This is a genomic window from Paraburkholderia sp. CI3 (assembly GCF_050436505.1).
Lineage (GTDB): Bacteria > Pseudomonadota > Gammaproteobacteria > Burkholderiales > Burkholderiaceae > Paraburkholderia > Paraburkholderia tuberum.
In genome coordinates, this window is sequence record NZ_JBNDMI010000003.1 from 1809607 (window position 1) to 1821919 (window position 12313).

Annotated in this window: 13 protein-coding genes; 7 read left to right on the top strand and 6 right to left on the bottom strand. The window is 65.2% G+C overall.

Annotated elements, in window-relative coordinates:
* Positions 1 to 34 precede the first annotated feature (34 nt).
* The 5 genes from OKW29_RS17025 (at position 35) to OKW29_RS17045 (ending at position 6762) form a co-directional block, all read left to right on the top strand.
* On the top strand, positions 35 to 1186 hold the full coding sequence (locus OKW29_RS17025) for an efflux RND transporter periplasmic adaptor subunit (protein WP_429291859.1): 1152 nt from the start codon (positions 35 to 37) through the stop codon (positions 1184 to 1186).
* Between the two features lie 16 nt (positions 1187 to 1202).
* Positions 1203 to 4271 (top strand): efflux RND transporter permease subunit, encoded by a 3069-nt coding sequence (locus OKW29_RS17030; RefSeq protein ID WP_429291860.1) that lies wholly within the window; start codon positions 1203 to 1205, stop codon positions 4269 to 4271.
* 140 nt (positions 4272 to 4411) lie between these two features.
* Complete coding sequence (locus OKW29_RS17035; protein ID WP_429291861.1) at positions 4412 to 5380, top strand: quinone oxidoreductase family protein; 969 nt, start codon at positions 4412 to 4414, stop codon at positions 5378 to 5380.
* Between the two features lie 124 nt (positions 5381 to 5504).
* Positions 5505 to 6092 carry a DUF4337 domain-containing protein gene (locus tag OKW29_RS17040; RefSeq protein WP_184030515.1) on the top strand — a complete coding sequence of 196 codons (588 nt, stop codon included), beginning with the start codon at positions 5505 to 5507 and terminating at the stop codon, positions 6090 to 6092.
* A 52-nt stretch (positions 6093 to 6144) separates the two neighbouring features.
* Complete coding sequence (locus OKW29_RS17045; RefSeq protein WP_429291862.1) at positions 6145 to 6762, top strand: LysE family translocator; 618 nt, start codon at positions 6145 to 6147, stop codon at positions 6760 to 6762.
* Between the two features lie 39 nt (positions 6763 to 6801).
* On the opposite strand, the gene OKW29_RS17050 is transcribed toward OKW29_RS17045, so the two are convergent.
* The 6 genes from OKW29_RS17050 to OKW29_RS17075 all read right to left on the bottom strand — a co-directional run bounded on the left by OKW29_RS17050 (position 6802) and on the right by OKW29_RS17075 (position 11133).
* The gene (locus tag OKW29_RS17050; RefSeq protein ID WP_429291863.1) at positions 6802 to 8076 is read right to left on the bottom strand and encodes an RNA polymerase sigma factor; all 1275 of its coding nucleotides are present in this window, start codon (positions 8074 to 8076) and stop codon (positions 6802 to 6804) included.
* A 77-nt stretch (positions 8077 to 8153) separates the two neighbouring features.
* Complete coding sequence (locus tag OKW29_RS17055; protein WP_429291864.1) at positions 8154 to 8567, bottom strand: YciI family protein; 414 nt, start codon at positions 8565 to 8567, stop codon at positions 8154 to 8156.
* A gap of 179 nt (positions 8568 to 8746) precedes the next feature.
* Complete coding sequence (locus tag OKW29_RS17060) at positions 8747 to 9100, bottom strand: YciI family protein (RefSeq protein ID WP_187616156.1); 354 nt, start codon at positions 9098 to 9100, stop codon at positions 8747 to 8749.
* 280 nt (positions 9101 to 9380) lie between these two features.
* On the bottom strand, positions 9381 to 9506 hold the full coding sequence (locus OKW29_RS17065; RefSeq protein ID WP_429291865.1) for a hypothetical protein: 126 nt from the start codon (positions 9504 to 9506) through the stop codon (positions 9381 to 9383).
* Entirely contained in the window at positions 9503 to 9976 is a 474-nt protein-coding gene (locus OKW29_RS17070; protein WP_429291866.1) for a hypothetical protein, read from the bottom strand. The genes OKW29_RS17065 and OKW29_RS17070 overlap by 4 nt, the downstream gene beginning before the upstream one ends.
* A gap of 884 nt (positions 9977 to 10860) precedes the next feature.
* Positions 10861 to 11133: a DUF1488 domain-containing protein gene (locus OKW29_RS17075; protein WP_090807933.1), complete on the bottom strand. Its 273-nt coding sequence runs from the start codon at positions 11131 to 11133 to the stop codon at positions 10861 to 10863.
* A 292-nt stretch (positions 11134 to 11425) separates the two neighbouring features.
* On the opposite strand from OKW29_RS17075, the gene OKW29_RS17080 reads away from it, so the two are divergent.
* Both OKW29_RS17080 and OKW29_RS17085 read left to right on the top strand, forming a co-directional pair.
* The gene (locus OKW29_RS17080) at positions 11426 to 11929 is read left to right on the top strand and encodes an N-acetyltransferase family protein (RefSeq protein ID WP_429291867.1); all 504 of its coding nucleotides are present in this window, start codon (positions 11426 to 11428) and stop codon (positions 11927 to 11929) included.
* A 30-nt stretch (positions 11930 to 11959) separates the two neighbouring features.
* Complete coding sequence (locus OKW29_RS17085) at positions 11960 to 12310, top strand: DOPA 4,5-dioxygenase family protein (protein ID WP_184005224.1); 351 nt, start codon at positions 11960 to 11962, stop codon at positions 12308 to 12310.
* Positions 12311 to 12313 lie beyond the last annotated feature (3 nt).

The window sequence follows — 12313 nt, forward strand, 5'->3', positions numbered from 1 at the left end:
CAGCCCTCGCCCCAAGCCGAGCAAGGACATCACGATGGCCGAAAGAAAACCGATGACAAAGCGGATGGTGATCATGTTGATCAGCGTCGGCCTGCTGCTCGCCGCGCTGGTCGGCTTCAACCTGCTCCGCGCGCACATGTTCGCGAAGTTCATGGCGGCCAACACCGCGCCGCCCGCCACGGTCTCGGCGGTGGTGGTCCACTATCAGTCGTGGCAGCCGCAGCTCGCGGCGGTCGGCAGCCTGCGCGCGGTGCGCGGCGTAGACGTGACGACCGAAGTCGCCGGCCTCGTGCGCGAGGTCGCGTTCGTGTCGGGGCAGGAAGCGAAAGCCGGACAGATCCTCGTGCGACTCAACGCCGACAGCGACGTCGCGCTGCTGCAATCGTTGCAGGCCGCGGCCCAACTCGCGCAGACGGTCTACGAGCGCGACCGCGCGCAGTACGACATCAAGGCGATCGCGAAGGCGCAGCTCGACGCCGATGCGGCCGACCTCAAGGGCAAGAAGGCGCAGGTCGCGCAACAGCAGGCGCTCGTCGACAAGAAGACGATTCGTGCGCCGTTCGCGGGGCGCCTCGGCATCACGACGATCAATCCGGGGCAATACCTGAATCCCGGCGACGCGATCGTCACGCTGCAAGCCATCGATCCGATCTACGCCGACTTCTCGGTACCGCAACAACAGCTCGGCCAGCTCGCGATCGGCGCGACCGTCAGCGTCGACACCAACGCGTACAGCGGGAAAACCTTCACCGGCAAGATCCAGTCGGTGAGCCCGAAAGTCGATAGCGCGACGCGCAACGTGCAGATCGAGGCGAGCGTCGACAATCGCGAGCGCAAGCTGCTGCCCGGCATGTACGCGAACGTGAAGATCGACTCGGGCGCCGAACAGCGCTACCTGACCCTGCCGCAAACGGCGATCACCTACAACCCGTACGGCGCGACCGTGTTCGTCGTGAAGCCCGGCACGCAGCCCAACGCGCAGGGCAAGACGCTGCCCGTCGCGCAGCAGGTGTTCGTAACGCCGGGGCCGACGCGCGGCGACCAGGTGGCGATTCTCAAGGGCATCGACGACGGCACGCAGGTCGTGACGAGCGGCCAGATCAAGCTGAAGAACGGCACGCCGCTGATCATCGACAACCGCGTGCAGCCGTCGGACAGTCCGAATCCGACGCCGCAGGAACAATAAGCGAGGCCGCCCGATCATGTTCACTGACATCTTCATTCGCCGGCCGGTACTCGCTTCGGTCGTGAGCCTGCTGATCCTCGTGCTCGGGTTGCGCGCGCTCGCGGTGCTGAAGGTCAGCCAGTACCCGCAGACCGAGAACGCGGTCGTCACGATCACGACGGCCTACTATGGCGCGAACTCGGACACCATCGCCGGCTTCATCACGCAGCCGCTCGAAGCGGCGATCGCGCAGGCACAGGGCATCGACTACATGTCGTCGACGAGCATCACGGGCGTGTCGACGATCATCGCGACGCTGCGTCTGAACTACGATGCGAACCGCGCGCTGACCGAGATCAACACGCAGATCGGCTCGGTGCGCAACCAGTTGCCGCCGCAGGCGCAGCAGCCGGTGCTGACGGTGCAGACCGGGCAGACCACCGACGCGATGTACATGGGCTTCTACAGCAGCGTGCTGCCAAGCAACAACGTCACCGATTACCTGCTGCGCGTGGTCAAGCCCAAGCTCGATTCGATCCAGGGCGTGCAGACCGCCGAAGTGCTCGGCGGCCGGCAGTTCGCGATGCGCGCGTGGCTCGACTCGGCGCGGCTCGCCGCGCACGGCGTGAGCGCGAGTGACGTGTACACCGCGCTCGGCAACAACAACTATCTCGCCACGCTCGGCACGACGAAGGGGCAAATGGTCAGCGTCGACCTGGAAGCGGGCACGGACCTGCATACCGTCGACGACTTCAAGCAGCTCGTCGTCAAGCAGAAGAACGGCTCGATCGTGCGCCTCGAGGATGTCGCGAACGTCGTGCTCGGCGCCGACAGCTACGACTTCAACGTCGCGTTCAGCGGCAAGCGGTCGGTGTTCATCGGCATCAAGGTCGCACCGGACGCGAACATTCTCGATGTGGCCAAGCGCGTGAAAACCGTGTTTCCAGATCTGCAGAAGCAGTTTCCGACCGGCATGACGGGCGACATCGTTTATGACGCGACCGACTTCGTCAACACCGCGATCAGGGAAGTGATCAAAACGCTCGTCGAAGCGCTCGTGATCGTGACCGTCGTGATCTTCCTGTTTCTCGGCAGCTTGCGCGCGGTGATCGTGCCGTTGATCGCGATGCCGCTGTCGCTGATCGGCACGTTCTTCGTGATGCAGGTGCTCGGCTATTCGATCAATCTGCTCACGTTGCTCGCACTCGTGCTCGCGATCGGGCTCGTCGTGGACGACGCGATCATCGTCGTCGAGAACGTCGATCGGCACATGAAGCACGAAGGCAGGACACCGTTCGACGCCGCGCTGATCGCCGCTCGCGAACTGGGCGGCCCGATCGTCGCGATGACCGTCGTGCTGATCGCCGTGTACGCGCCGATCGGCTTCCAGGGTGGGCTGACGGGTGCGCTCTTCACCGAATTCGCGTTCACGCTCGCGGGCGCGGTGACGGTATCGGGCGTAATCGCGCTCACGTTGTCGCCGATGATGTGCTCGCGCTTCTTCCGTGCCGCGCAGGAGTCGGGCCGCTTCGCGCGTTTCGTCGACCGCCAGTTCGAGCGTGTGCATCTCGGCTACGGCCGCCTGTTGCATGCGACGATCGACACCTGGCCCGTGTTCGTGATCATGGGCGCGCTACTGCTGTGCGGCACGGTGTATCTGTTCATGACCTCGAAGTCGGAACTCGCGCCGCAGGAAGACCAGGGCATCGTGCTCTCGCAGATCATCGGGCCGCCCAACGCGACGATCCAGCAGATGCAGACCTACGCGGACCAGGTGTTCGATGCTTCGAAGGCACTGCCCGAATATTCGCAGATGTTCCAGCTCACGGGCTCCCCGACTGTCAACCGGGGCATCGGCGGCGTGCTGTTCAAGACCTGGGATCAGCGCGGCAAGAATGCGACCGTGCTGCAGCAGGAGTTGCAGCAGAAGTGGAATCAGATCGCGGGCGCGCGCGTCGCGGCGTTCCAGTTTCCGCCGCTGCCGGGCGCGCAGGGCTTGCCGGTGCAGTTCGTGATCAGCACGACCGAGCCGTTCGAAAACCTCAACGAGGTGTCGCAAGCAGTGCTGGAAAAAGCGCGCGCGAGCGGCATGTTCTTCTTCGTCGATAACGACCTGAAAATCGACAAGCCGGAAGTGACGCTCGTCGTCGATCGCGACAAGGTGGCCTCGCTCGGGCTGTCGCAAAGCGACGTCGGACAGGCGCTCGGGTCGGCGCTGGGCGGCGGCTACGTCAACTACTTCTCGATTGCGGGACGCTCGTACAAGGTGATTCCGCAGGTGTTGCAGATCGACCGGCTCAATCCGTCGCAGGTGCTCGACTACTATCTGCGCACGCCGGACGGCAGCGTGATTCCGGCGTCGACGATCACGCATCTGCGGCACAGCGTCGTGCCCGAATCGATCAACCACTTCCAGCAGTTGAACTCGGCGACGATCTCCGGCGTGATCGTGCCGGGCGTGTCGCAAGGCCAGGTGCTCGACTTTCTGCGCAAGGCGACCGCGCAGGTCGCGCCGGCCGGCTACTCGGCCGATTACTCGGGAGAGTCGCGCCAGTTCGTGCAGGAGTCGGGCGGCTTCGTCATCACACTGCTGCTCGCGACGATCATCGTGTTCCTCGCGCTCGCGGCGCAATTCGAGAGTTTCCGTGATCCGATCGTCATCCTGATCTCGGTGCCGATGGCGCTGTTCGGCGCGCTGATCTTCATCAACATCGGCCTGACGACGCTGAACATCTACACGCAGGTCGGCCTCGTCACGCTGATGGGGCTCGTCAGCAAGCACGGCATTCTGATCGTGCAGTTCGCCAACGAACTGCAGCGCGCGGGCCGCGCGAAGCGCGAAGCGATCGAGGAAGCGGCGGGCGTGCGGCTGCGCCCGATCCTGATGACGACCGCGGCGATGGTGCTCGGTGTGGTGCCGCTCGTGATCGCGTCGGGCGCGGGCGCGGCGGGCCGCAACGCAATGGGGCTCGTAATCTTCACCGGGATGTCGATCGGCACGCTGTTCACGTTGTTCGTCGTGCCGGCGATGTACATGTTTCTGGCCGCCGAACACCAGCGGCATGCTCAGGCGCCGAAGGCCGACGAGGCGGGTCAGGCGGGTTAGAGCCTGGGTGATCGCGTACCCGGCGCGCGGGTTGTTGTCCGAAATCTGAAAGCCGTCGTCCTGATGCCTTTACTCGCATCACTTAGACTACGGTGCATTCGCTGCGCAACGCGGCGCAAGACCAACCGGAGCCACGCACGATGAAAGCGATTCAGTTCAAATCTTTTGGCAACCCCGAAGTGCTCGAATACGTCGATCTGCCGACGCCGCAGGCCGACGCGGAGCATGCGGTCGTGCGGGTCATGGCGGCCTCGGTCAATCCGAGCGACGTGAAGAACGTGTCCGGCCATTTCGAACATACGGTGCTGCCGCGCACGCCGGGGCGCGACTTCAGCGGCGTGGTGGTGGACGGCCCGGCCGCGTGGCTCGACGCCGAGGTGTGGGGAACCGGCGGCGACATCGGCTTCACGCGCGACGGCACGCACGCCGAGTACCTCGGCATTCCGGTCGCGGCGCTGTCGCGCAAGCCCGTGGCGTTGAGCCACGTCGAGGCGGCGGCGATCGGCGTGAACTTCGTGGTCGCGTGGCTCGGCAGCGTCGAATACGCAAAGTTGCAGGCCGGCGAGACCATTGCCGTGCTTGGCGCGAGCGGCGGTGTCGGTGGCGCGGTCGTGCAGATCGCGAAAGCACGCGGCGCGCGCGTGATCGCCGTCGACCGCCGGCCGCTCGATCCCGCCACGCCCGCGGGCCGCCTGATCGACGCCTACGTGGCGTTCGACGAACACGCGGCCGCACGCGTGCGCGAGCTGACCGGCGGCGCGGGCGCGGAAGTCGTGTACGACGCGGTAGGCGGTGTCGCGTTCGAGACCGCGCTGAGTCTCGCGAAGCGGCGCGGCCGCGTGCTCGAAATCAGCGGGACCGGCAAGCGCCGCGTCGAGTTCGACCTGATCGACTTCTATCACAACGAGACGCAATTGCTCGGCGTCGACAGCGCGAAGCTCGGCGTCGCGGAATCGGCGCCGCTGATGACGGCGCTCGTCGAGGGCTTCGACAACGGCAAGCTGAGCGGCCCGGCGATCGCGCAGGAATTCCCGCTCGCCCGCGCGCGCGAAGCCTACGAGGCGGTCGCCGCCGGCACGCGCGGGCGCGTCGTGATTCGCATGCAATAACCGTCCCTCTGACACAGTGCATTGAAGCTGCGGCCTCCGGGCCTCCGCGACACGCTAAGATTGAGGCCGCCGGGCGCCCGCCCCGTCCGGCGAGAACGACAAAAGCATTGCCTCGGAGAATCTGATGTCTGAAGAATATGAAGTGCACGGTCCGCACGACCATGCCGTCGAACACGCCGGCCACGCCGCGCATCACGACGCCGATCCGTTCGCGAGCCGCATGGCCGTGATGACCGCGATCCTCGCGACGATCGGCGCGCTGTGCGCGTACCAGAGCGGCAACGCCGAAAACCTCGCGCTGTTCTTCAAGAACGAAGCCGCGATCAAGAAGACCGAAGCGTCGAACCAGTGGAGCTACTACCAGGCGAAGGGCGAAAAGGAAAACCTCGCGGAACTCGGCGCGGCGCTGTCGGCGCCCAATAGCGACGCGCACGCGAAGTTCGTCGCCGACGTCGAGAAATACAAGCAGCAGAAGGAGCCGATCCGCGCGAACGCAGAAGCGATCGAAAAACAGGTCGTCGCCGCCGATACGCGCAGCGAAACGCTGTTGCACGGCCATCATCGCTGGGCTCAGGCGACGCTGCTGATTCAGGTCGCGATTGCGCTGTGCGCGATCACGCTGCTCACGCGCAAGAACTGGCTGCGCAATCTGTCGTACCTCGTCGCGGGAGTGGGCGTCTTGACCGCGGGCGCGGCGTTTTTCGGGCTATGAGCGGGATGCTCGCGTTACTTTTCACCCAGAGCTTTGCAATCGGGAGCGTGTCGTGATCGATGGGTCCGCCGTGGTCGGCGTGTTTTCCGTGTATGTCGCGGGCGTGGTGAGTCCAGGCCCGAACTTCGTCGCGGTCGCGCACAAGGCGGCTTCGGCGACGCGCATCGAAGCGCTCGCGATGGTCGCCGGCATCGTGCTCGTCAATCTGTTCTGGGCCAGCTGCGCGATTCTTGGCGTCGGCATCGTGTTCGCCGCGTTCCCGTGGCTCGCGCTCGTGGTCAGGATCGTGGGCGCGTGTTACCTGCTGTGGTTCGGCGGGCGGCTGATCTTCAATGCCTCGGCGGCGCGCCAAGCGGTGCTCGTCAAGGCACCGGCGGGCGGCTTCAGGCAGGCGTTCGCGCAGGGCTTCGCGACCAACATCGCGAATCCGAAGTCGATGGCGTTTTTTGCCGCGGTGTTTTCGTCGGCGGCGCCAGCGCATGTGAGTACCGGCACGTTCGCCGCGATGCTCGGCATGGTGTTCGTCGTCGCGAGCAGCTGGTATGGGTTCGTCGCGCTGGCGCTGTCGCATCAGCGCATCGCGTCGGCTTATCGGCGCGGCAAGATGTGGGTGGATCGTGTGTGCGGCGGCTTGATCGTTGCGTTCGGGGTGCGGCAGCTGATTCGTTGAGGCGGCACGGACGTGTGCGTGAGCACCAATGTGCCAGCCTCAATCCGCGAGCCCGCGCGCACGCTCCAGCAACAACTCGCGCTCGCGCGTATTGCGCGTCATCGCCGCGGCGCGCTCGAACTCCACGCGGGCTTCATCGACGCGTCCAAGCTTGACCAGCAGATCGCCGCGCACGCTCGGCAGCCAGTGATAATTCGCGAGCGCCGAACCGGCGGCGAGCGCATCGACGATCTCGAGTCCGGCCGCCGGCCCGAACGCCATCCCCACCGCGACCGCGCGATTCAACTCCACTACCGGCGACGGCGCGACCTGCGTCAACGCATCGTAGAGCGCGACGATCTGCGCCCAGTCGGTGTCCTCGGCGCGGCGCGCTCGCGCATGGCACGCGGCGAGCGCCGCCTGCAACGCATACGGCCCGCTCTCGCCGCCGAGCGCATGCGCGTTGTCCAGCGCCGCGAGGCCGCGGCGAATCAGCAGCGGGTCCCAGCGGCTGCGATCCTGATCGAGCAGCAGTACCGGACGCCCCTGGGCGTCGGTGCGCGCGTGCGTACGCGACGCCTGAATCTCCATCAGCGCGACGAGACCGTAGACTTCGCTCTCGTCGGCTGCGAGTCCGCTCAACACGCGCCCAAGCCGCAACGCCTCCTCGCATAGCGTCGGGCGCATCCAGTCGTCGCCGGCCGTGGCCGAATAACCTTCGTTGAAAATCAGGTAGATCACCTGCAGCACCGACGCGAGCCGCGCCGCGCGCGCGTCCGCCTGCGGCACCTCGAACGGCACGCGCGCCGCCGACAGCGTGCGTTTCGCACGCACGATCCGCTGCGCGATGGTCGGCTCCGGCACGAGAAACGCGCGCGCGATTTCGTCGGTGGTGAGGCCGCCGAGCAGGCGCAGCGTTAGCGCGACGCGCGCATCGGTCGACAGCAGCGGATGGCACGCGGTGAAGATGAGCCGCAGCAGATCGTCGCCGATGTCGTCGGCGCGCGCGGCGTCTAGCGCGTCGACGAAATCGGGCACCACGTGCGCTTCGATCGCGTCGAGATCGTGGCCGAGCTCCTCGCGCTTGCGCGCATGCAGCGCTTCCTGGCGCAGGCGATCGAGCGCGCGGTTCTTCGCGGCCGTCATCAGCCACGCTCCGGGGTTGTCGGGCACGCCCGCGTCCGGCCAATGCTCGAGCGCGGCCACCAGCGCGTCCTGCGCGAGTTCCTCGGCGAGTCCCACGTCGCGCACGATCCGCGCGACGTGAGCGATGACCTTCGCGGATTCGATCCGCCAGACAGCGTCGATCGCACGATGGGTGGCCTGTATCGTCACGGCGTCAGCCTTCACCTGCTGTCGGCGGTTGCGCGTTCAGGACCATGTACGCGGGCTCCCAGACGTAGTCCATCAAATCAGCGGCGAGCTTCTTCGAGCTTGTGCAAGCGCTCGACTTCCGGCCCCGGCTCGAAGTCGTCGAGTTCGAACAGCTGCCGCACTTCGATTTCGCCATCGGCGTGCTCACCGAACGGCGCCGGAAAACGCCGCGCCCATTCCATCGCCTCGTCGCGCGAGCGCACCTGGATCAACGTGTAGCCCGCGATCAGCTCCTTGGTCTCCACGAACGGCCCGTCCACGATGCTCCGTTTGCCGCCGCTATAGCGCACGCGCCAGCCTTTCGAGCTCGGCTGCAGGCCCGTCGCGTCGAGCAGCACGCCGGCCTTCGCGAGTTCTTCGTGGTAGGCGCCCATGGCGGCGATCAGCGACGGTTCGGGCATCTCGCCGGCTTCGCTCGCGGCCGTGGCTTTGACGATGATCATGAATCGCATGTCGTTGCTCCTTGTTGTTAGTGGTTGGTCGTGAGTGGATTCTTGTGAATCGCCTGGCGGGGCCACGCCGGCTCGCCCCTTACTCACACGACGCGCGATGCACGGTCCGATCGACACGCGCGGCGGTCCCGACATCCCAGGGAAAACACCGAAGCTGGTGAAGTAGGAGTCACGCGTGCCTAGATGAAGCACGGTCCGAGCTTGCGCACCTCGACCGTGCACCACGACGCCGCCGGGCAGGTTTGCGCGATCGCCACGGCCTCTTCACGGCTGTCGCAGTTCAACAGAAAGAAGCCGCCGATCATCTCCTTCGCCTCGGCGAACGGCCCGTCGACGAGCTTCGATTCGCCATGGCGGACCTGCACGCGCACGGCGTCCTTCTGCGAAGTCAGTGACTCGACCGCGAGCAGCTTGCCGCGCGCTTTCAGGTTCTCGGAGAAACGCACCATCTGGTCGTAGAGGTCGCGGCCCGCGGCTTCGGCGCGCTCCTCGCGTTGGTCCGTGGGTTCGACGATCAGCAGCATGTAGGACATGATGTCTCCGATAGGGCTCGGTTGTATGCGCGAGTCGGCATCGCAACGACGCCAGCGACGCCTGGCCTCGGCGGTATGCAGGAGGTACGCAAGCAGGTAGGCGGCAAGCAGGCGCAGCCAGTCTAGCAAGCGGGAATCGCAGCGGCAAACGCGCCCGGCGGGACTTCTACGGACACTCGTAACAAGCCCGCGCCACGCGCATCAGCCGGCCTCGCGCGACACGTCGAAGCCGCTTTCAATGTGTCCGTAATCCATTTACGTCCGCGCTGAAACGGTCGTATCAGCCGTTCGACGAACGCAGCGCAGCGGGCAGCCACTCGCTCGGGCTCGCCGATAGCGCATTGAACTCATCGCCGGTGAGCCGCGACGCTTTCGAAATGCGCGCCGCCAGATGCGTGCCGCTCAAACCGCCGCTTCCGCCAGCGCCCGCAGTCGCGCGGAACGCATCAAACCTTCGATCATTTTCGCTTCCGCGCTCGCCAGCTCGCTCAGCGACGCCGCCGACAACTGTCCGTCGAAAATCGCTAGCGCCGCGCACAGACTTGCGTAGTCGTCGTCTTCGAGCGACCAGCGGCCAGTCTGGCGCTCGCGCACATCGAGCCGCACCATCGCCGCATGCGCGCTTTCGATGTCGGCGCGCGCGTCGGCGCCCCGTCCGGCATGCACAAGTTCCTGCGACACCAGCAAATGCCGGCTCAGCGTCGTGTACAGAATGCGCGCGCCGTGGCCGCGGCGGAATGCATCGAGCGCGGCGTAGGCCTGCAGCAGCATGGTCTGCGTGACCGGCGCGTGCGCGGTGCGGCTCTGGGTCAGAGAACGCAACAACGGGGACATGGCCGTGCGGCCGGGCTTGTGAACTCGCGACTTGCTGGACATCGATTCAACCTCCTTCTTTCGGCAGCGCGCCCGGACTTCGGCACGCGACGGCGGCAAACGCCGCGCTCAAACGTCCGACGTATTTCGCGCCCAACAGTTCACCCCATGCGCACGCCATGCGACGCGCCCGTTCTTCGAACGTATCGAAGAACGCAATGTGCGCATATCGGTTCGAAGCCGCCAGAAACAAGAAGCCCGCTTCGTTGCGACGAAAAAAAGCCCTGTTCCGCGAGGAACAGGGCTGACAGGATGGAACGGCCGAGCAGGCGCGTGGATGCCTGCCAACCTATAACCACCTAACCTGCAAAGCTATTGCTTACGTGTACTGCACCGGCAATTTCTACCGCTCGACAGGAAGCTTCAAACTGCCGATTCAAACTACCACTTCAATTGCGACTGCATGTGGGCCGGTCCTCGCTATCTGCTACTTCTGGCCGCTACCCCTATTGCTTCGCGCTCGTGCTCGAGGCATTGCGCGCTTGTATTGCGTCAACTGCGGACTGCAAACTGCCAGATACGCACTGCAAACTGCGAACTGCAGACTACTCTCAACGGTACGGTTCAAATCCGACACGAGGGGAAGATCGCATCGATGGAGGTCGGTGATTCCTCGCTCCATGGAAAAGAGTGTATGCGCGCACGCGGGAAAGCAATTCAGCGAACCGAAGCGCTTTGGTGGGTTAATTTGGCGAATCGATGTAACAGCGGCCCCACGGAGCGCTCGATGTGAAATCAGCGATTGCACCGAAACGGTGCTGCGAAAGCCTGAGAGAAAAACGCGAAATGCGAAGCCGGCCGCATTCAGGCCGAGCGGAGCCGGTGCTGTCGCGCCGGCGTCATCGCGTGTGCAGCTTCGAGCGATGACCCGCGCCACGCCACGCAAGTCAACCGCGTGTGGAGAAATCGTCGATCGTCAGCAAGACCTTCTCACCGGGACGCGCGAGCATTTTTCGTTCGGCGATCGCCGTAATACGTTTGCGCCCATCCGCGAACGTCTTCAGAACGCGCGCCTCACCCGCGCCGCGTTGCAGCCAGAAGTGCTGCTCGAGCGCCTCGCGCGTGACCGCGCATTCAAGGTCTCGTCCCTGCGACGAAAGCTGGAAAATCACCGCGCGTCCATCTGCCGAGACGCTGGGTACCACCTCGATCATCGTCATAGCCCACCTCGCAACGTTGATTACGACGTTCGCCGCATAACGCGAATGTCCCCGGATAAGCGCGGCCGCGATGGGTCGACGACCGTGCCCGCGAAAAACGAATCAACCTTGAGCAAAGCGCATGCCACACAACGCAGCAGGCGGCGCCTCGCCGCATCGAGCGTTCGCCCTGCATCGCAAAGTGAGAAGACTGCAACCTAGCCGCGTGGTAAAAAGGCGCAGCCGGCGCGACAATCGACGACAATTCTTACTCGCGCTTCGCACGATCATCGCGCGCCACCACCTTCCCGACATGTCCGCCCAACTGCCCGACCGACGATCCGGGTTGACCTTGCGCCCCGCGCAACCCGACGACGAAGCCTTCCTGCTCGAACTGCGCAAGACGACGATGACCGAACACCTGGCGCGCGCCGGCGAGCCGACCGACGACGACGCCCATCGCGCGCGCCTGCTGCATCTCTACGACGCGGCGCAGGTGGTCTGCATCGACGGCGCGCCCGCGGGCTTGTTGAAGGCGCATCGCAACGACGTCGAATGGTTCGTCGTGCAGTTGCAGATCGCGCCGGCGCTACAGGGTCGCGGCATCGGCGAGCAAGCGCTGCGCACGATCCTGCGCGCCGCCGCGGCCGAAGCGTTGCCGGTCAGCTTGCAGGTGCTCAAGGGCAATCCCGCCAAACGGCTGTACGATCGTCTTGGCTTCGAGATCGTCGGCGAGGATCAGACACAGTTTCACATGCGCCTTGCAGCGCGCGCGCCGGCGGAAAGTGAAGCAGAACGAATGTCGGATAAAGACTGATACGGAACGAGCCTGGCAATGAACTCTGATATGACTTTTCGCGATGCTTCAGCGATACAAAGCTGGCACGCGCACATCTACTTCGACCCGGCGAGCCGCGATGCCGCCTGGGCGTTTCGCGAGCAGATCGACGCGCATTGGGGCGACAAACTGCAGATCGGGCGCTTCCACGAACGGCCGGTCGGGCCGCATCCGATGTGGTCGTATCAGCTCGCCTTCGCGCACACGCAGTTCGCCGACGTGGTCGGCTGGCTCACGCTCAATCACGGCGCCCTCGATGTCTTTCTGCATCCGAACACCGGCGACGCGCTGCGCGATCATCGCGACGCTGCCGTGTGGATCGGGCACTCGCACGAACTCGTGCTGAAGGCGCTGCTATAGCAC

What these genes read in the sequence shown, in the direction of transcription:
- OKW29_RS17025 (WP_429291859.1), top strand. Translation starts at nt 35, where the DNA reads ATGGCCGAAAGAAAACCGATGACAAAGCGGATGGTGATCATGTTGATC.
- OKW29_RS17030 (WP_429291860.1), top strand. Translation starts at nt 1,203, where the DNA reads ATGTTCACTGACATCTTCATTCGCCGGCCGGTACTCGCTTCGGTCGTG.
- OKW29_RS17035 (WP_429291861.1), top strand. Translation starts at nt 4,412, where the DNA reads ATGAAAGCGATTCAGTTCAAATCTTTTGGCAACCCCGAAGTGCTCGAA.
- OKW29_RS17040 (WP_184030515.1), top strand. Translation starts at nt 5,505, where the DNA reads ATGTCTGAAGAATATGAAGTGCACGGTCCGCACGACCATGCCGTCGAA.
- OKW29_RS17055 (WP_429291864.1), bottom strand. Translation starts at nt 8,567, where the DNA reads ATGCGATTCATGATCATCGTCAAAGCCACGGCCGCGAGCGAAGCCGGC.
- OKW29_RS17060 (WP_187616156.1), bottom strand. Translation starts at nt 9,100, where the DNA reads ATGTCCTACATGCTGCTGATCGTCGAACCCACGGACCAACGCGAGGAG.
- OKW29_RS17070 (WP_429291866.1), bottom strand. Translation starts at nt 9,976, where the DNA reads ATGTCCAGCAAGTCGCGAGTTCACAAGCCCGGCCGCACGGCCATGTCC.
- OKW29_RS17075 (WP_090807933.1), bottom strand. Translation starts at nt 11,133, where the DNA reads ATGACGATGATCGAGGTGGTACCCAGCGTCTCGGCAGATGGACGCGCG.
- OKW29_RS17080 (WP_429291867.1), top strand. Translation starts at nt 11,426, where the DNA reads ATGTCCGCCCAACTGCCCGACCGACGATCCGGGTTGACCTTGCGCCCC.
- OKW29_RS17085 (WP_184005224.1), top strand. Translation starts at nt 11,960, where the DNA reads ATGACTTTTCGCGATGCTTCAGCGATACAAAGCTGGCACGCGCACATC.